The sequence below is a fragment of the Lysinibacillus telephonicus genome, from assembly GCF_039654155.1.
GTDB lineage: Bacteria > Bacillota > Bacilli > Bacillales_A > Planococcaceae > Ureibacillus > Ureibacillus telephonicus.
In genome coordinates this window covers 1,181,195-1,200,426 of record NZ_CP155468.1, presented here as the reverse complement: position 1 = coordinate 1,200,426, position 19,232 = coordinate 1,181,195, and the positions used below count along the sequence as shown (strand labels likewise).

The 19,232-nt window shown below is 34.9% G+C and carries 21 protein-coding genes; 9 read left to right on the top strand and 12 right to left on the bottom strand.

Annotated features, from left to right (window positions below; genetic code table 11):
- Positions 1-8 precede the first annotated feature (8 nt).
- From MKY04_RS05635 to MKY04_RS05625, 3 genes are read right to left on the bottom strand one after another with little or no spacing between them, the layout of a single operon-like run.
- The gene (locus tag MKY04_RS05635; RefSeq protein WP_126295518.1) at positions 9-1,004 is read right to left on the bottom strand and encodes a stage V sporulation protein AD; all 996 of its coding nucleotides are present in this window, start codon (positions 1,002-1,004) and stop codon (positions 9-11) included.
- Complete coding sequence (gene spoVAC, locus MKY04_RS05630; protein WP_126295517.1) at positions 998-1,453, bottom strand: stage V sporulation protein AC; 456 nt, start codon at positions 1,451-1,453, stop codon at positions 998-1,000. The genes MKY04_RS05635 and spoVAC overlap by 7 nt, the downstream gene beginning before the upstream one ends.
- A gap of 1 nt (position 1,454) precedes the next feature.
- Positions 1,455-1,859, bottom strand: coding sequence for a hypothetical protein (locus MKY04_RS05625; RefSeq protein ID WP_126295516.1), 405 nt, complete (start codon positions 1,857-1,859; stop codon positions 1,455-1,457).
- Positions 1,860-2,050: 191 nt separating this feature from the next.
- Between MKY04_RS05625 and MKY04_RS05620 the strand changes: the two genes are divergently transcribed.
- A complete protein-coding gene (locus tag MKY04_RS05620) occupies positions 2,051-2,557 on the top strand; it encodes a CotY/CotZ family spore coat protein (RefSeq protein WP_126295515.1) in 507 nt (168 codons plus the stop codon).
- A 68-nt stretch (positions 2,558-2,625) separates the two neighbouring features.
- Here the strand turns inward: MKY04_RS05620 and MKY04_RS05615 are convergent, their stop codons facing one another.
- The 6 genes from MKY04_RS05615 to MKY04_RS05590 form a co-directional block, all read right to left on the bottom strand.
- Positions 2,626-2,967 carry a 4-diphosphocytidyl-2C-methyl-D-erythritol kinase gene (locus MKY04_RS05615; protein WP_126295514.1) on the bottom strand — a complete coding sequence of 114 codons (342 nt, stop codon included), beginning with the start codon at positions 2,965-2,967 and terminating at the stop codon, positions 2,626-2,628.
- A gap of 99 nt (positions 2,968-3,066) precedes the next feature.
- On the bottom strand, positions 3,067-4,440 hold the full coding sequence (mgtE, locus tag MKY04_RS05610) for a magnesium transporter (protein ID WP_126295513.1): 1,374 nt from the start codon (positions 4,438-4,440) through the stop codon (positions 3,067-3,069).
- Positions 4,441-4,549: 109 nt separating this feature from the next.
- On the bottom strand, positions 4,550-5,467 hold the full coding sequence (locus tag MKY04_RS05605) for an RluA family pseudouridine synthase (protein ID WP_126295512.1): 918 nt from the start codon (positions 5,465-5,467) through the stop codon (positions 4,550-4,552).
- Between the two features lie 12 nt (positions 5,468-5,479).
- Entirely contained in the window at positions 5,480-6,274 is a 795-nt protein-coding gene (locus MKY04_RS05600; protein WP_126295511.1) for an NAD kinase, read from the bottom strand.
- Between the two features lies 1 nt (position 6,275).
- Positions 6,276-6,950 (bottom strand): GTP pyrophosphokinase, encoded by a 675-nt coding sequence (locus tag MKY04_RS05595; protein ID WP_126295510.1) that lies wholly within the window; start codon positions 6,948-6,950, stop codon positions 6,276-6,278.
- A 67-nt stretch (positions 6,951-7,017) separates the two neighbouring features.
- A complete protein-coding gene (locus tag MKY04_RS05590) occupies positions 7,018-7,410 on the bottom strand; it encodes a hypothetical protein (RefSeq protein ID WP_126295509.1) in 393 nt (130 codons plus the stop codon).
- 112 nt (positions 7,411-7,522) lie between these two features.
- Between MKY04_RS05590 and MKY04_RS05585 the strand changes: the two genes are divergently transcribed.
- The 8 genes from MKY04_RS05585 to gdh all read left to right on the top strand — a co-directional run bounded on the left by MKY04_RS05585 (position 7,523) and on the right by gdh (position 15,434).
- The gene (locus tag MKY04_RS05585; protein ID WP_346235498.1) at positions 7,523-8,113 is read left to right on the top strand and encodes a CYTH domain-containing protein; all 591 of its coding nucleotides are present in this window, start codon (positions 7,523-7,525) and stop codon (positions 8,111-8,113) included.
- A gap of 2 nt (positions 8,114-8,115) precedes the next feature.
- A complete protein-coding gene (locus MKY04_RS05580) occupies positions 8,116-8,883 on the top strand; it encodes a lytic transglycosylase domain-containing protein (protein ID WP_346235497.1) in 768 nt (255 codons plus the stop codon).
- Positions 8,884-9,212: 329 nt separating this feature from the next.
- Positions 9,213-9,614 carry a globin gene (locus MKY04_RS05575; RefSeq protein ID WP_126295506.1) on the top strand — a complete coding sequence of 134 codons (402 nt, stop codon included), beginning with the start codon at positions 9,213-9,215 and terminating at the stop codon, positions 9,612-9,614.
- Positions 9,611-10,417 carry a DsbA family protein gene (locus tag MKY04_RS05570; RefSeq protein ID WP_346235496.1) on the top strand — a complete coding sequence of 269 codons (807 nt, stop codon included), beginning with the start codon at positions 9,611-9,613 and terminating at the stop codon, positions 10,415-10,417. The genes MKY04_RS05575 and MKY04_RS05570 overlap by 4 nt, the downstream gene beginning before the upstream one ends.
- A 797-nt stretch (positions 10,418-11,214) precedes the next feature.
- Positions 11,215-11,880: a hypothetical protein gene (locus MKY04_RS05565; protein ID WP_126295504.1), complete on the top strand. Its 666-nt coding sequence runs from the start codon at positions 11,215-11,217 to the stop codon at positions 11,878-11,880.
- 57 nt (positions 11,881-11,937) lie between these two features.
- On the top strand, positions 11,938-13,455 hold the full coding sequence (locus tag MKY04_RS05560) for a glycine betaine uptake BCCT transporter (protein WP_346235495.1): 1,518 nt from the start codon (positions 11,938-11,940) through the stop codon (positions 13,453-13,455).
- Positions 13,456-13,768: 313 nt separating this feature from the next.
- Positions 13,769-14,629 carry a RhaT/GlcU family sugar-proton symporter gene (locus MKY04_RS05555; protein ID WP_126295502.1) on the top strand — a complete coding sequence of 287 codons (861 nt, stop codon included), beginning with the start codon at positions 13,769-13,771 and terminating at the stop codon, positions 14,627-14,629.
- A 19-nt stretch (positions 14,630-14,648) separates the two neighbouring features.
- Positions 14,649-15,434: a glucose 1-dehydrogenase gene (gene gdh / locus MKY04_RS05550; RefSeq protein WP_126295501.1), complete on the top strand. Its 786-nt coding sequence runs from the start codon at positions 14,649-14,651 to the stop codon at positions 15,432-15,434.
- A 77-nt stretch (positions 15,435-15,511) separates the two neighbouring features.
- Here the strand turns inward: gdh and MKY04_RS05545 are convergent, their stop codons facing one another.
- The 3 genes from MKY04_RS05545 to MKY04_RS05535 all read right to left on the bottom strand — a co-directional run bounded on the left by MKY04_RS05545 (position 15,512) and on the right by MKY04_RS05535 (position 19,169).
- Positions 15,512-15,952: a cell wall hydrolase gene (locus tag MKY04_RS05545; protein ID WP_126295500.1), complete on the bottom strand. Its 441-nt coding sequence runs from the start codon at positions 15,950-15,952 to the stop codon at positions 15,512-15,514.
- A 216-nt stretch (positions 15,953-16,168) separates the two neighbouring features.
- Positions 16,169-17,977, bottom strand: coding sequence for an oligoendopeptidase F (pepF, locus tag MKY04_RS05540; RefSeq protein ID WP_126295499.1), 1,809 nt, complete (start codon positions 17,975-17,977; stop codon positions 16,169-16,171).
- A gap of 55 nt (positions 17,978-18,032) precedes the next feature.
- Positions 18,033-19,169: a competence protein CoiA gene (locus MKY04_RS05535; RefSeq protein WP_246020431.1), complete on the bottom strand. Its 1,137-nt coding sequence runs from the start codon at positions 19,167-19,169 to the stop codon at positions 18,033-18,035.
- Between the last annotated feature and the right edge of the window lie 63 nt (positions 19,170-19,232).

Genomic DNA, 19,232 nt, shown 5'->3' with positions numbered 1-19,232 from the left:
CTTCCGCCTCACTCCATTGTAATTTCAATCGCATGTGCAGTACAAGGAATCGTCTCCCCTTGTTGAAAAGACAGTGGAGAGAGAAGAGCACCTGTTGCAACAAGAAGTACTCTGTTAAACCGACCAGTTTTTAGTTGCTGTTCGATATAGCTAAAAAATACCGCAGCCGAGCAACCCGCACCACTTGCACCTGCTTGGAAACTTTCATCCTCTCCATAAAATTCAGCACCTGCATCTCTTAAAAGCTGCAACTCATCCTGCTTTACACCACTTTGAGCAAGCATTGCCTTTAAAATTTTTAAACCGATTTTTCCTAAATCACCTGTCATAATCAAATCGTAATCGCTAATCTTTTGCTTACGTTTTTTTAGGTGAGAGGTAATAGTATCGAATGCAGCTGGTGCCATAGCGCCTCCCATATGAAAAGGGTTTACTTCTCCATAATCTACAACTTTGCCGATTGTTCCAGCTATTACTGATGGATGATCAGGTTTATGCTTCCCTATTAATGCATATCCTGCAGCCGTCACTGTCCATTGAGATGTCGCTGGTTTTTGTGCACCATAATTTATCGGATAACGAAATTGTCGTTCAATTGCATTATGTTGACTTGATGCACCAGCAATTGCAAGCTGTGATGCTCCTAAATCAGTAAGTAAACTTGCTATAATAACTGAGGATACGGAAGTAGCACAGGCAGAAAACAACCCAATAAATGAGCAAGCAAGCTCTCTAGCAGCAAAATTAGTTGGGGTCATTTGATTTACTAAGTCGCCACTTAAAAAGAAATCAATATCTAAATTTTTTATGTTTGCTTTTTTTATAACGATATCACATGCTTCTGAAATCATTTTTGAATGCCCTTGCTCATTCGTCGTCTGATTCCATCTTTCATCTTCTACAATTGAGTCAAAATAAGAATTAAATACACTTTTCCGTTCCAGTGGTCCCGCTACTGCCCCACAAGCAATAATTGAAGGTTTAGATTGAAATAAAATTACCATTCTAACACGCCCACTGACACTAAAATAAGTTTAATTAATGCAATAAAAAATGCGGAACCAACACCAAATAAAATAACGGATCCAGCTAGTTTAAACATATTGCTTCCGACACCAAGAACAAGCCCCTCTGTTCTGTACTCAATCGCAGCAGAAATAACCGCATTCCCAAAACCTGTTACTGGAACGGCGCTACCTGCTCCAGCAAATTGACCAAGTTTTCGATATAATCCAAAACCTGTTAAAAGCATTGAAATAAATACCATTGTTGCGACAGTAGCATTTCCTGCTGTTTTGTCAGTAAAATCAAAAAAAATGATAAAAAAATAAGTTATGGCTTGTCCAATTGTACAAATAATTCCTCCAACTAGGAATGCTTTCAAGACGTTTTTTACATATGGTGTAGGAGGAGTTATTTGTTGTTCTAATTGTTGATATTCTTGTGGATCCAATTTACGTTTCCTCCTTAGCTAATTTTTTTAGTTTATCTACTTTTTCACTAACCTTTTTTTGATCTTCTTCCTCTAAAAGCTTTTGAGTCTCCCAGTGCATTTTATAGTCTGTCGATACAACTACATTTAAATCTGGGTATTTTTCTTCAATTTCTTTTTGCAGTCTTTTTTCAACCTTTCGTTCTTTAAAGCCTAGCCAAGGCTTTACTTGAATTGCTACTAACAATTCATCCTCGACAAAAATGGCTGTTCCTGTATACACTTCCTCTGTATTTTTTATCATCTCTTCGACTTCTGCACGTTTTTCTTCATCTCCACTTTCATTTAATATTTGGATTGTCTGTTCGTTCGAGCATCCTATTAAAAAAAATGGGATGAGGAAAAGAGTAAATGCCATTTTTTTCAAAATTCAACCCCCTTTTCCACCATTATGGTCATCAGAAAGTTAATCTATTCAATTCTGTCACCTTGCTTAGTTTGGGTATTTTTCTCAAAAAAAATGCACCTAAATTAAGCGCCTATAAACTATCGCCCGGTTTTCGATTGCAATTTTACATATTGTAGATTGAAGCTATGATAAAGTGAGGTGAAATGATAATGGGTTGTGGAAGAAAAGATAATATCGGTGGCACATCACATCGTCATGAAGGTTGTGTAAGTGATGTTGTAAAAACAATTTTAGATATACAAAATCAAGCAGTAGATGATGACTGCGACAACTGTGGAACAAGCTGTTACTTAGAGCCACTTGGAGGCCTTGTTAGTCCTACTAGAAGAAATGCAGATACAAGAGTATTCATGCTACTTAATGCAAATGGTTTACCGTTCTTTGCCTTCTTTTCGACTCCTGAAGGAGCAGTATTACCATCAGTATTCTTCCGTGTAGAAGATGTATTTGATAGTTGCGCAACATTACGTGTAGTGGCTCCATGGGATGAAGAAGAACCAGTTAACTTATTAAACGACGATGAAACTGGAATTTCAATGGGACTATTATCTGAAGTTATTTCATTCAGAAAAACTGATACATGTCTAACAGTTGACCTCTCATGCTTCTGCGGTGTGCAATGCGTAAAAGATGTAAACTTACACATCTGCGACTAATCAACGGCAAAATAGAGGGTGATCCAAAATGAATATTTTGGATCACCCTTTTTAATTTGAATACTTTTTTAAAATGTTTTGTTCACTGTTAAAATTGATAGGATATCATTTCCATTGACTTTTTCAACCGCTTGAGAAGTTTTAATTTTTACATTAAAGCCATCAAATTCTTCAATAACACCCATTATTCTCTCGTTATTTTTTAAGTTAAATAATAATGAACGGCCTGCCTTTTTTCTAGCAGGTTGTGAAAAATAGTTTAGTTGTTTTGCTATAACGGGGTTGATTCTCTCTGCTCTTGAAATTTCGTAAACCGAAGTACTTTCTTCTAAAAACGGTTCTTCTTGCTCAGCTTCCACCTCAATATAATATATTGGTGGTGTTGGAATAAAAAGTAATGGCTCTTCCACTTTACACATCCTTTTTTCATATAAATATGCAAAATGAAATATTTCGTGAATCCGAACTTTAAACTTCCAACACTGTCTGCTAAAAGCAAATAATAATGTTTAGCTAAGCTGACCCAAAAATGTCGTAGCTAAGCCTAAATATATTAGAATACTTGTAACATCATTTAATGTTGTAATAAATGGACCTGATGCAACAGCCGGGTCTACCCCAAGTTTATGAATTAGTAAAGGAATAAAAGAGCCTGCAATTGTTGCCACTAGGATGGAACAACAAATTGCTGCACCTACTAATAAACCAACAATAAGAGTATGCTTCCAGAAGAAAATAATCCCGATAACGAAAATACCACAAACAATTCCTGTTATTAAGCCCGTCATAATTTCTCGAAGAATCATCTTCGCTTTGCTTTTTTCATCAATTTCCCCTGTAGCAATACCTCGCACTGCAACAGCAAGCGCCTGTGTCCCACTATTGCCTGAAGTACCTGATATTAACGGGATAAACAATGCAAGCATCGCAACTTTATCTAAAGTAGCTTCAAATTGTGCCATTAAAGATGCAGTTAACATTCCTAAAAATAACAGCATAATAAGCCAAGGTAAACGCTTTTTCGCAGCTTTAAACGGCCCAGCATCAATATCATCAATATCTGAAACCCCGGCAAGTTTTGAATAATCATCTGATGCTTCTTCATCAATTACATCGATAATATCATCGACTGTTATAATACCATGCATTTCACGATTTTGACCGACAACTGGAATAGCTAAGAAATTATAATCCTTCATAATTTGTGCAACTTCTTCTTGATCGTCAGTAACTTTTACTGACACGACACGTTCATTCATAATGTCATGAATTAACGTATCTTCATCCGACACAATTAAATCACGCAGCGAAATAACTCCTGTTAAACGATGATTATCATCAACAACGAAAACATAATAAATCGTTTCTGCATTTGGTGCTTCATTGCGAAGGACTGTCATAGCAGAACGAACTGTCGAATTTTCTAGAATCGACACATACTCAGTTGTCATAATGGCCCCAGCAGTGTATTCTTCATACGCTAACAGCTCATTTATTTCTTCAACTGTTTCACTATCCATCATTTCAAGATAGCTTTCACGATGTTCCTCATCCAGTTCATTTAAAACGTCAACAACATCATCGGTATACATATAAGAAAGCATTTCTGCACCATATGCTGTATCCATTTCATATAAAAACTTCTCGTATTCTTCGTCTTCTAATTCAATTGCTTCAAAGATTAAAGCCATTTCCTGAGGAGACAAGAATTGATAGATTGTTTTCCTTATATCAGGTCCAACCTTCTCATAAAATTGTGCCTGATCATATGGATGAAGTTCTAGGAAGATTTCACGAAATGAATCGATATTTTCATCTATTAAGAGTTGTCGCAAATCATCTTCGTTATACATTACTTCTTTATTATTATTTTGTTCTACCATGCATGTCCCCTCCTCTCAATCTACATCATAAGTTGATTTACAATGCACGTAAATACCTTTTTAAAACTTCATAATACTTTAATAAATGAAAAAATGTTCGAAAAGCTATCTATTCGAACATCTCATCATTATTCATTATTTTTTTCATCGGTTCAAGTATTTTACTTGTAAAGCGCAACTTTACTTTGGTCAATGGATGCTCCATCTCAAGAAGCACACAGTGAAGAGCCTGTCTTTCAAATAATTCACGACTTCCACCATATAGCTCATCGCCAACAAGCGGATGGCCGATATAAGCCATATGTACTCGAATTTGATGTGTTCTTCCAGTATGAAGCTTTAATCGAACATGGGAAACTGGCTCGCCATTTTTCGCATACCCTATTTTCAAGACCTTAACATCTGTATGTGAGAATTGCCCATCGCTTCGTACCTCACGTTCGATAATGCTCGTCTCTTTACGTCCAATCGGAGCAATAATTGATTGTTCGCCCTGCAAAAGATGTCCATGTACAATTGCCTCATATTGTTTATTAATGAGGCCGTTTTTTTGCTGTAATCCCATTAAATGATGAATATGGCTATGTTTTGCAATACAAACTAATCCAGAAGTATCTCGATCTAATCTTGTAACTATATGAACAGTCGAATGAATATCTTTTTCTTCAAAGTATCCACATAGAAAATTTGCAATACTTCCTGTTGGGTGCTCCCTTGATGGAATTGTATTAATAAATGGTGGTTTCTCAAGAATGAGCAACGCATCATCTTCATAGATAATGTTTAATTTTCCATGTTCAACAATAAGCCCTTCACCAAATTCCTCCGGTGGGAATATTAAGGTAATAGTATCTCCTTGTGTTAAAATATATCGAACTGTTCGTTCTTCACCATTGACAAAAATCTTACCGCCATTATACTTTATTGCCGTTAGTCCCTTTTTTGATATACCTTGACGACTAATTGCTTCTCGCAAAAGCTCTCCATTATTTTGTGCTTTAAATTGCAACTTAAATCCTTTTTCCATTTTCCCACCTAATTACTCATTAGAAACGAACGAATCATGTACACGTTCCCAAAATGGGAATGGACGAAAACGTGCAAAGCGTACCTTTTCAGTTGCAACATTAAATGTTACACACTTTAAATCGTTTTGAATAAGGTGGATATGATCGATTGTCATGGTAAATTGTTGGTCCTTCACCGGGATTAGTGCACAATTGTGATGGGCAGGTAATACAAGCGAGGAGCCAACTGTTCTAAATACTCGGTTATTAATTGATGCCATTTCTGTAATTTGGAAAGCCTGTAATGTAGGATGGATAATTGCACCACCTAGAGCTTTGTTATATGCTGTACTCCCCGATGGAGTAGAAACACACAGCCCATCTCCACGAAAACGTTCAAAATGATCACCATTTAATTCGATGTCCATAACGAGAGTGACATCTGGTGATTTAATTGTTGCTTCATTTAGCGCTAAATACCTCTTGGATGGTGCATTATGATAATGCACTTGAACTTCCAATAGCGGGTATTCAACTACATTAAACTCACTTTTAGCGATTGACAAAACCAACTTTTCCAACTCGGAAGGCTTCCAATCAGCATAAAATCCTAAATGTCCAGTATGGATTCCGACAAAAGCTACTTTACTTAAACGATTGGCATGATGGTGAAAAGCATGCAGCAGTGTCCCATCTCCACCAATAGAAATCACGATATCAGGTTCATCATCATCTAAAATAAGTCCAAAATCTTGTAAATATGTTTTTGCGAGATCCTTTAATTCATTTGATTGGGAATCTCTGCGTGATTGAATCGAAAATCTCAAATTACTCACGCTCCTTGTCCTCTGTAGTTGTTCGAATCGTTGGATTAGATGCTTCTTTATTTTCTGTAAAATAAACTTGTGCTTCTTGAATTTCACTTCTAATAGATGACATTTCCTCATCTAACTTAAACGCAGCTTCTGCTGCATTTTGTAGTCGATTTTTTATTTCTTCAGGGAATACACCCTTATATTTATAATTTAATGAATGCTCAATAGATGCCCAGAAATTCATAGCAAGAGTCCGTATTTGAATTTCTGCTAGCACATCTACCTTTCCTTGAATTGTTTCGACCGGATATTCAACAATTATATGATAGGATCGATATCCACTTGGCTTGTTATGAGTAATATAATCTTTTTCTTCGATTACCCGCAAATCATTTCTTTGACGTATTAAATTGGCTACTGTTGCGATATCATCTACAAACTGGCACATAATGCGCAAGCCTGCAATATCTTGTAGTTCAGTAGCTAATTTTTGTGATGGTTCAAATAAAATTCCTTTTTCACGAGCTTTATCATAAATACTTGCAAGAGGTTTTACTCTACCAGTAACAAATTCAATGGGAGAAGTCATTCCAGTATTGCCAAATTGCGAACGCATTCCCTTTAACTTAATTTTCAATTCATCCACTGCTTGTTTATAAGGACTTAAAAAAATATCCCAATGTCCCATATAAATTCCTCCTCCCGACGAAAGGCCAACAACACCACTTACCTACGACGCTTAAAACTTCTACTAATTAATATCCTTCGCCACGTAAAATTTCTGTGAATGCTTTTTCTACTGCTTCTACAAAATCAGTACCGTAATTATCATTGCCTTCAATATTGAATACGAGCATTTGCAATTCATCTGTAAAATTTGTTAATTCTACTGGATTATTATTAATTAGCAAATACGGATTACGGTTAAGCTTCAACAGTTCTACAAGCTGTGGCCATAGCTGCTGAGGAAGATGTAAGTAACTATAGCCCTCTCCTTCCTCAAGAAGGTAAACAAAGGCTAAATTATCTGAATCTGCTAGTAATTGTCCTGCAGGTTGGATTTGTATTCTGTTTTCATTTTCGTTTAAACTAAAGTGTAGATTATTATGTACAAATTGGTAGTTATCAACTATATAAACATTGCGCATTATGTAAACTTCCCTTCAACACTATTCCTTCATATTTTATCATAGCAGCGCACATTTTCGAGCAAAAGAATAAAGGAATTTTATCGTATTCTTTATTGAGAAAGGACTAACAATGACACAGGAACTTGAAATTGAATTTAAAAATGTTTTAACAAAAGAACAATATGATTTTTTATTAAAGGAGTTTAACGTGGATGACATAATGATAGTTCGTCAGACTAATCATTACTTTGATACACCACAAATGGCATTAAAATCTTTGTCAAGCGGACTTCGTATACGAGAAACTAATGACAAAATCGTGTGTACTTTAAAAGAGAAAGCATCTGAAAATATACATATAGAAACAACAGATGTATTAACAAAGGAGCAGGCAGAGCTCATGTTAGCTGGTTTAAATTTTTTTGCTCCAAGAGTAAAAGAAAGATTGATCCAATTAAATATTTCAATTGAACAATTACATGTATTTGGAACCTTAACAACAGATCGAGTAGAACTTCCGTATAAGGGTGGAACAATCGTATTTGATCATTCTTTCTATTTGCAGCGTGATGATTATGAGGTAGAATATGAAACAAGTAACGAAATCGAAGGAAAGAAAATTTTTGATGACTTTTTGAATGAGTACCAAATTGAAAAACAAATCGCAGATAAAAAAATTGCTCGTTTCATGAAAGCATTAAAAGACAAGAAAGGGAGATAGGATTGGATATTACATCAATGAAAACGATGCTTGAACTTCAAGCAATTCAATCTTTAGGAAATTCATCTACAGATGTTCAATCATTAACAGATAATCAATCTATTTTCACACAATTACTTGAAGAAATGCTTACCAATTCATCTTCTGCTTCAGCGAACAATCCAGCAGATTTACTTGGCAGCTTTTCTGAATTGCAAAATTTTATTTCAACAAATGATTCTACAACAATTAATAATGATTATTTATCAAACTTCCTTTTTAAAAGCAATTCCTCATACATACCAAATTCTTATTATGACCAATTATTACAAACAAACAGTGAATCTGTATTCAATAATTATAAAAATAAGGATTATTTAAATAATAACGGTTATGAAAATGTATTAGCAGGAGCGGGCATCTATTCAGACATTATTTCAAATGCTTCAGAAAAATATGGAGTGCCAGAAAAATTAATTGCAGCAGTAATTAAGCAAGAATCAAATTTCAATGAAAATGCAGTAAGCTCTGCTGGTGCAATAGGTTTAATGCAGCTAATGCCTAGTACGGCAAGATTTTTAGGTGTACAGGATGCAAAAAATCCTGTGCAAAATATAATGGGCGGTACAAAATATTTAAGTCAAATGCTTGAAAAATTTGATAATAATATCGAACTAGCTCTTGCAGCATATAATGCGGGCCCTGGTAATGTTTCTAAATATAATGGAGTTCCGCCATTTAAGGAAACAATTAACTATGTTCAAAAAGTAATAAATTACTATAAAGCATAGTATAGCTTACATATACAGTCATTAATCTCTATTGAACTTATTAACCAAGTTTTAACGGTTAATTTTTCAATATGCGATTTGTTTGAGAAAAAAGTAATACGTTGATAGAATGAAGATATCAATAAGAAAAGCTCAACCACTCTACTTAACCCGCGTCGATGGAAACACAGCGACCCCGAGGGTTTTGGTGGCTTACGCTAAACGCTGTTAGATAAATTAATACTTTCTTATTGAGATAGTAATAATCAATTGTGATAACAAAGATACGGTATGCAATACACGGATATTTCATTACGTATACTTATAAAAGAAGTAAAGGAGTAACACCTATGAATCGAAAATACACGATTCCTTACGAGGAAATTGGTGCTGAAAAACTTTCTGAGCTCCTTCGCGCTTTTTATAAACGTGTTGCGAAGCATCCACTGTTAATTCCTATTTTTCCGGAAGATTTAACTGAAACATTAAGAAAGCAAATTCAATTTCAAACCCAGTATTTAGGTGGGCCAAATTTATATACTGAAGAACATGGACATCCAATGTTAAAAATGCGACACATGCCATTTAAAATAACACCTGATCGTGCACAAGCTTGGCTTGAATGTATGAAGGAGGCAATGGATGAAGTAGGTCTTGATGGGAAATTTCGTGAAGTATATTATCAACGCCTTGTCTTAACTGCTCATCACATGATTAATTCACCAAACGAAGATGAGGAGGAGTTAGAGTGAATAATGTCCAATTATTATCGAAACCTGCCGCACCTTCTAGTATTACAAAGCCGATAGAGTTATATATTTTTATAGATCCTCTTTGTCACAAAGCGTTAAAAATGCAAACAATGTTGCGAAAGCTTCTAGTCGAATACGAGCATTATTTTACTTGGCGTTATGTTTTGAGTACAAAGCTTGCCTCATTAAATAGCTTAAGTAGACGTACAAAAGGTTGCCTTTCAGGTGTTGAACTGGATATTGCACACCCTGCACTCCCTTCCATTGCTATTAAAGCAGCCGAATTACAGGGAAAACGAGCAGCTTCTAGGTATATGTTAAAACTTCAGGAGCATGCACTTTTGAATACGAAAAATATAACTTCTTATTGCGCTTTAATCGATATTGCAAAAGAGTCAAAAATTGATGTCGATGAGTTTATTACAGATTTCGGTTCAAAGGAAGCAGGCCGCGCCTTTCAATGTGATTTACACATAACACGAGAGATGGAAGTCGATGAAGTTCCAAGTATTGTTTTCTTTAGTGAACGTATTGAAGACGAAGGATTAAAAGTAAGTGGTATGTATAGTTATGAGGTATATGTACAAATTTTACAAGAAATGCTGAATGAAGAAATTACATGCCAACCATTGCCTACTTTTGATGAATTGTTTGATAAGTTTATTACTTTAACAACACAAGATGTTGCCGAAATTTATTCAATTTCTGAACATCAAGCAGAACGGGAATTAAAGAAGCGAATGCTGCAGCAAAAAATCGAACGCATCACAAACGATGATGTTACCCTATGGCGTAAAAAATAATTTTCTAAGCACTTATTCACTAAATTAAACTATTATCAACTTAATAAATTTATAGTCTTATAAATCGGAATTATCCGGTTAAAAAGTGCAATTTAGTTATGCTGAATTGTACTCAGAGTGCAGACAAGTCAATAACGACTCTGTCTGCACTCTTTTTTATTAGATGATCATTTATACGGATCCACACTGTTTTAAGAATATGCTGCTTATGGTTTACTCTATTTTCAAAATAAAACTAACTGATGCAGAGATGTTCGACAGGCTGTGCATTTTTTTCTGCTTTTTTCATTAGACAATTATCCTCTTTGTTTTTTAACACGATATAAAAATAAAAAAAGAGCCGCCTCTTTCCTATTAGGAATATCGGCGACTCTTTTCACAAAGGGGATGGGAGAAATGTTCACGTTCAAACAAAGGGGTGTATGTTTGTTATGTGATTTATTTCACGTATTTAATTTATCATGGAATAATAATCTATGCAACGAAACTTCATTAGTTTCACAAAATCGCCATATAGTAAACGTTTTCAATATTATAGCGGTACATCAAAAATAGAAAAGATGTTTTGAAGTATCCTTATTTATCAAAAAAGCGCAGCTAATTAGTTTTTTAAAACCTTCAATCACTAATTCATTCTTTTTGTATTTCATCATGTTCTTCTATTACTCAAAATTTATTAACCCTCCAACTTTAAACTTCATGTTTTTCAAAAAAAGAGACATCCTAAATAGAAAGCGATGCATCCAAGTTCCTTATTAAAATTTTTACTCTATCTATTATTGAAGGGAGAATTAGTTGTGAAACTGTTTCAAGTTAGAAAAGGGCAATTTGTATACTATAACAATGAGTTACACAAAGTATATGCTATAAAACCAATGTATAAACTTTCTGTTCATCTTATTAAACTGAGGGATTTAACTCAGCATATAACAAATGCTGCAAGTGTAGAAAGATACATTCCAAAAGAAAATGATAGTTTTATTTTTGATCATAAGGTATACACGCTTAGCAAAAATCAAAAACCTGTGGCAGGAAATTTAATTTTAATTAACAATCCATCCCCAGATACCCTTGATCACTATTCCTTAAACGAAATTGAAGTAGTCGAAACTGTTGATAACAAAGGTGTAGTAACAAGTGATTTAAACGGAATCAAGCATACTGAGTATTTATTGATGATTCCCGGCCGTGCCCCTGATAGCCATCCTATTGACTATAAAAACATGGTAAATGTTGAAGAGGACATTGGTGGTGATTACCCTCAAACCATCCAACCATACAGTGAACTATCCGTACAGTTAGGAGACATTTTTAAAAAGAGGAATAGTGATGTGTTATTTGAAGCTATGGTAGTTGCGATGAAAGGGCAAACCATTTATCTCGGTGGTGGTCATGAAGTTCCATATGAGGAGTTAATGGATACCGAAAAGTGGGAATTCCAATATAATCCCTTCAATCATTAACAACACTATTTAACGCAATAACTACAAAAGGCATTCTTCCATCATTAGGAGGTTTCTATGGATAATAATAAATTTAAGGAAAATAGTGTTTTTATTCTCTCCATATTAATTACCCTAATTTTTATTATATGGGGAGTTTTTTTTACTGAAAATCTTACTAATGTTACAGATGCTGTTTATAACGGCTCCATTGATTATCTTGGGTGGGTTTATATAGGAGCTACTCTATTTTTTGTTATTTTTTCAATCTACTTGCTGTTCTCCAAATATGGAAATATCCGGCTAGGCAGAAAAAATGATAAACCTGATTTCAATACTGGATCTTGGCTAGCCATGTTGTTTGGCGCAGGTATGGGAATCGGGATTGTCTATTGGAGTGTTGCAGAACCTATTACCCACTATACAGCTCCTCCATACGGTAATGGTTATACTATTGATGCAGCTAACACCGCCATGAAATATACCTTTTTCCATTGGGGTCTACATCCGTGGGCAGTATACACTGTTATTGGACTAGCCCTTGCTTTTTTTCAATACAATAAAAGGCTCCCCGCGGCCATCAGCTCAGCCTTCTATCCAATTTTGGGCGACAGAATTCATGGACCTATAGGAAAAACGATTGATATTCTTTCCATCTTTGCAACAGTCTTTGGTATTGCAACCTCTTTAGGCCTTGGAGCAATGCAAATTACAGCAGGAATGCATGATATTTTCGGTATTCCCAATACATTATTTATACAGCTGCTCGTTATTTTAATCGCAACAGTCCTTTTTATTATCTCTATTAATACAGGTTTGGAAAGAGGAATAAAGTACTTATCCAACGCAGCTATCATCCTATCAATTGCGATTATGGTGCTAATTTTGCTCGTCGGTCCTGCCTTGACAGTTATAAAAGTTTTCTTTAATACGATAGGTCTCTATATTAGTGACTTTCTTCATATGAGTTTAAGGTTAAATCCATTTAGTGAAGGAGAATGGATAGCAACGTGGACCTTATTTTATTGGGCATGGTGGATTGCCTGGGCTCCATTTGTCGGCATGTTTATTGCTCGAGTTTCAAAAGGAAGAACCGTAAAAGAGTTTGTAATTGGCGTACTGATTGTTCCCACCCTCGGAACCTGTCTTTGGATGTCCGTATTTGGCGGTTCTGCACTTGAGCTGGTTCAAAGTACCGGAAACCGTGATTTAGCAAATTATATTGCCGAAAATGTATCTCTTTCGATTTTTACATTCTTTAATTATCTTCCATTAAGCTCTTTTTTAGGAATTTTGGGGTTCGCAGTTGTAGCTATTTATTATATTACGGTTGCAGATACCGCTACTTTTGTATTAGGAATGTTAAGTGAAGGCGGAACACTTAATCCTTCAAACAAAATAAAAATGACATGGGGAATCATACAATCAGCGGTAGCTGCTGTATTGCTTTTAGATGGAGGTTTAAATGTATTACAAACTGCATCTATTTTAGCTGCCCTCCCCTTTGCATTTATTATGATCATAATGTGTTACTCATTACAGAAGGGTTTAAAAAATGAATTGGAGTTACAAAGAGGCATAAGAAAAAGAGAGTAGCATGCTTAAAAGAGATAAAAACAAAAACCCTATCAATAAGATCTCTAGAACTAGAAAATGAAGAAGCGCATTAATAAGCATCAATTCCATATAAAAACAGTTGAAAGTCCATTAATTGAAATATGTATAAAATAAGTAAAAACAATTTTAAACAGCTTTTATTTGTAAAAGCTGTTTTTTGTATAAAAAGGTATAGATTTTTCTTTTTAGAACAATTTAAAAATACAGTTTCCCTGTTCTAAGATTAAAAGGATTAAATATTAGTGATCCAACACATTGATACCATTATTTTAATATAGGAAGGTTTTGGAGCATGGACATACTATTAGCGATTTTACCTGCTGTATTCTGGGGAAGCATTGTGCTATTTAACGTAAAACTAGGTGGAGGCCCCTACAGTCAAACACTTGGAACAACGTTAGGAGCTTTAATTTTCTCCATTGGTATTTATATTTTCACACAACCAGCCATTACTCCTTTAATCTTTGGCGTCGGAGTAGTTTCGGGATTATTTTGGGCACTTGGTCAAGCTAATCAGCTGAAAAGTATTGATTTAATTGGAGTTTCTAAAACGATGCCTATTTCAACTGGGCTTCAATTAGTATCCACTACATTATTCGGAGTTATAGTTTTTCGGGAATGGTCTACAACCACATCAATTATTCTTGGTGTGCTTGCCATTATTTTTATCATCATTGGGATTGTTTTAACATCACTGCAAAGCAAGGAAGAGAAAGCAACTGAAGAAGGAAAAGGAAACTTTAAAAAAGGAATTGTTATTTTATTAATTTCAACTTTGGGTTATTTAGTTTATGTAGTTGTAATCCGACTATTTAATGTAGACGGTTGGACTGCTTTATTACCTCAAGCCATTGGTATGGTTATAGGGGGACTATTGCTGACATTTAAACATAAACCATTTAATAAATATGCAATTCGCAACATCATCCCTGGTTTAATTTGGGCAGCTGGTAATATGTTTTTATTTATTTCACAACCTAGAGTCGGTGTTGCAACAAGTTTCTCGCTTTCGCAAATGGGGATAGTTATTTCAACATTAGGCGGTATCATCATTTTAGGTGAGAAGAAAACAAAGCGCCAAATAATTGGAATTATTATTGGAATTATCCTTATCGTCATAGCAGGAATCTTGTTAGGGCTCACTAAAAGTTAACTAGGAGGTCATTTAAGAAATGTATAAAGATTTAGAAGGAAAAGTAGTTGTCATTACAGGTTCGTCTACAGGTTTAGGAAAGGCAATGGCGATTCGTTTTGCAACTGAAAAAGCAAAAGTAGTAGTGAATTACCGTTCCAAAGAAGAAGAAGCCAACAGCGTGTTAGAAGAAATTAAAAATGTAGGCGGTGAAGCAATTGCAGTAAAAGCTGATGTCACTGTTGAATCTGAGGTGGTTGATTTAGTTCAGTCCGCTATCAAACACTTCGGAAAGCTTGACGTAATGATTAACAATGCTGGATTAGAAAACCCAGTTCCCTCTCATGAAATGACTTTAAGTGACTGGAATAGAGTAATTGATACGAATTTAACTGGTGCATTTATTGGTAGCCGAGAAGCGATTAAATATTTTGTTGAAAACAACATTAAAGGTAATGTTATTAACATGTCGAGTGTTCACGAGAAGATTCCATGGCCTTTATTTGTTCATTACGCTGCAAGTAAAGGTGGTATAAAATTAATGACTCAAACACTGGCGATGGAATACGCACCGAAAGGTATTCGTGTAAATAACATTGGACCTGGAGCAATTAATACACCGATTAATGCAGAAAAATTTGCTGACCCCGTGCAGCGTGCGGATGTTGAAAGTATGATTCCAATGGGGTACATTGGAAAGCCGGAAGAAATTGCAGCGGTGGCGGCGTGGCTTGCATCCTCAGAATCAAGCTATGTAACAGGAATTACTCTTTTTGCTGATGGTGGTATGACATTGTACCCTTCATTCCAAGCTGGACGTGGATAAAACGAATAGGATATCTAAAAAATTCCTCATATAAAAACTGGCAGAGAAAACGTCTAGTTTTCACTGCCAGTTTCAATTTAACCCCGATAAACTCCTTCACATGTGCCAGCTGCCGGCTCATAATAACAATGATTTTTAAATTGACCAGCAAAAGGTTGATCATACCATGTTGAAGGACAAGGAGCATATGGATTGAAATACCAAAGGGCATATTTTCCTGGATGATCTCTCCAATAGTCCAAAACTTGTCTTGCTAATCTTTGTTCATTAGGTCTAGCTCTATTATAAAATAAATTACCCTTTTGAACAGCCTCAAAGGAATAATTTCCCCCTTGCACCTGATAAATGACATCTTCAATTGATCTTAAATCAATAAAGTCTAAACAATTCGCTACAAGGCGATTTACAATAACGTTTCCAACATATAACATTCCTTGATTTCCTTCACCTTCAGCTTCCGCTCTCATCATCCTAGCAATTAAATCAACATCAGCATCTCGATATTTTACTCTCGGCATTTTTTCACCCCAAAGATATAGTATGAAAAGATGCCTACAATGATGATTATTTCTAAAATAACACAGCTTTTCGTTCGTATGAAAATTAAGTATAAAAAGATCTATTCTAAAAACAGAAAAACCCCGAATAGAGTCACTTATTAAATAGTGAGACTATTCGGAGTTAGGTAAGAATAAACACGGCTTTAAAAAACAACGCCTAGTTCCTTCAATAAATTAATTTTTAAGTAATAACAACTCAAGCTCGTTAAGTTTTTCCTCGAATACTTTGCAAGCTTCTTGAATAGGTGTCGGCGACTCCATATCCACTCCTGCAGCCTTTAATACATTAATCGGGAAATCAGAACATCCTGCTTTTAAGAAATTATTAATATAACGCTCAACAGCAGGCTGACCCTCCTCTAAAATTTGCTTGCTTAATGCAGTTGCTGCACTTTGGCCTGTTGCATATTGATATACATAATAATTGTAATAGAAGTGAGGTATACGTGCCCACTCAAGGCCAATTTCCTCATCAACCGTCATCGCATCTCCGAAATATTGTTTGTTTAAATCATAATATATTTCAGTCAAACGCTCAGCCGTAATTGCTTCTCCGTTACGATCTATCTCATGAACAATATGCTCAAATTCCGCGAACATTGTTTGACGGAAAACAGTACTTCTAAATCCGTCTAACCAATGATTTAGTAGATAAATTTTATGCTCTGGATCTTCAGTTGTTTTTAATAAATAATCGAATAATAGTTCTTCATTACATGTTGAAGCTACTTCTGCTACAAAAATTGAATAATCTGCATATGGATATGGTTGATTTAGACGTGTGTAATAGCTATGCATACTATGACCAAATTCATGTGCTAAAGTAAATAAATTATTTAAGTTATTTTGCCAGTTCATTAACACAAAAGGATTTGTACCATACGTACCAGAAGAATACGCCCCGCTGCGTTTTCCCTTATTTTCAAGAACATCCACCCAGCGGCTCTCTAATCCTTTTTGTACGATGGATTGATATTCTTCTCCTAACGGTTCAAAACTTTTTACCATCATATCTTTTGCTTTTTCATAAGGCATGTCTATTTTTACTTCCTTTACGAGAGGAGTAAATAAATCATACATATGGAGCTCATCTACTCCTAGTATTTGCTTGCGAAGTGCTACATAACGGTGAAGCACAGGCAAATATTCATGGATTGTTGAAATAAGCTGATCGTATACTTTTTCAGGGATATAGTTATTGCTCATAGCTGCGTGGCGAGCTGAGTTATACTTGCGAATTCGAGCACTTACATTATGAGCCTTTACATTACCAGCCAACGTCGAAGCAAATGTATTTTTAAACTTTCCGTAAGTTTCATACATTGCCTTAAATGCACCTTCGCGCACATCACGTTTATCGCTCTCTAAAAACGTAATATAATTACCATGTGTTAACGGTACTTCTTCACCTTCATCATTTTTTACATGTGGAAATTCAAGATCTGCGTTATTTAATGCACTAAAAGTACTTCCTGATGCACCTGTTACTTCTGAAAACTGAGCTAATAATTCTTCTTTATCAGCAGTTAATACATGAGGACGTTGTAAATTTAGTTCTTTTAACATTTGATTATATAATTTTAATGGCTCGTACTCATCTAGATAATTTTGAATTTTTTCTTCTTCAATGGATAAAATTTCTGGAGTAATAAACGACCAAGCTGCAGAAAGCTTTGCACCCAAAGAACGTACTCTGCCTTCCATTCCTTGATATTTTGCATTTGTAGTATCTTGGTCATGTTTTAAATGGCTGTAAACATAAAGTTTCCCAAAACGCTCTGACACCATATCGCTAAATTGAAGTGTATCATATAAAGTTTTCGCACTTTCAGCAACTTTTCCTTTATATTTTTCTGCCTCAGGTAGTAGAGATTCAATTGCTTTAAACTCTTCTTCCCATGCTGCATCTGACGGGAAAATTCCTTCTAAATCCCATGTTAATTCTACAGGTACTTCTTCACGAGTTAATACTTTTTTCGCCATTGGAAAAGCCTCCGATACGTATTTATTTCTGAATTCAAATCATATTCCCATTTTCTCAATATTTATAGTTGATTGCAAGAAAATGGCTATACAGTTGATTAGTTAACTCCATCTCAAGGCAAGGCTGATGTGGATGATTTATGGAGAGTGATTGCAAAATACAACAATAGTTTTTAACAGCACAAACTGTACGTTTTGTTTCAGGTAAACTTGCCCATTTTAAAAAATAATTAATGGCTTGATTGTTCATATTTGAAAGCTGCAATTGCTGAATGTGCAAAAAATAAAATAATGCTGCCTGCCATTCTACTGTATATAAACTTATTGCATCACTCTCTTGAACTGGAACTCCAATAAATTTTGGCAACGTTTGGATGTTTAGACGAAGCTCATAAATACTCCTTAAAAATAAGTCATTCACACCTTTTCTACTTAATAATACTCTTGATTTTAAATAGTTATGTGTATAAGCATGGTATAGCCATACATATTGAGAAAATTCTTTTCTTGTAATCACTTTAGGCAGATAAAATGGGAATTTTTGATTAGTTATCGGCAAAGCTTGTACTTTTGATATAAAATAATTTCCACGAAGGAACATTAAGTTTGATAAATAAATAAATTGTCGCATAGTTGGATCGTACAACATAATATATTGTTGTTGATTAGATGATAAGATAAATTGCTGAAGCTGCTTAGGCAAGGAAATTTTCATAATGCCCTCTTGGAATTCTTTATTAACAGGTTGAGCAGGAATCCATATGGGACTAATAAAATCTCTTTCATAGCCTGTATTCCTTTGTTCTTTTTTCTCTAACGATATCGGGCTACATTGAAACTCGACTGCAAAGCGATGACCACCCTCTTTTATAAGTAAATCCGGCCGTTGTTTTAAATTTTGCAAGTAAGGTTCTAATTGTACATCAATATGTTGCGAGTGGAAAAATTGATACAGTTGCTCTTTTCCTAATAAATGGCGCTCCGTTTCACGTTCTGAAAAGTACTTATCACAAAGACTATTGGAATTATGTGCAAAATGGGGAATTTTAAATGTACCAATTTTAAATTGAAGTTGTTGCTTACATTGTGGGCAATAGAATTTTGTCGTTTGTCGAAGTTGTTTTAAGGCTGTCTTTGGTATGCTTGAGTTCAAAATAACTTGCTCGTGTCGATCAGTAAGAGCTACAAGCATAAAAAACCTCCTTCTCTTTTATTCTAAAAAGAAGAAGAAATGTATTCAAGCAACAAATTTAAA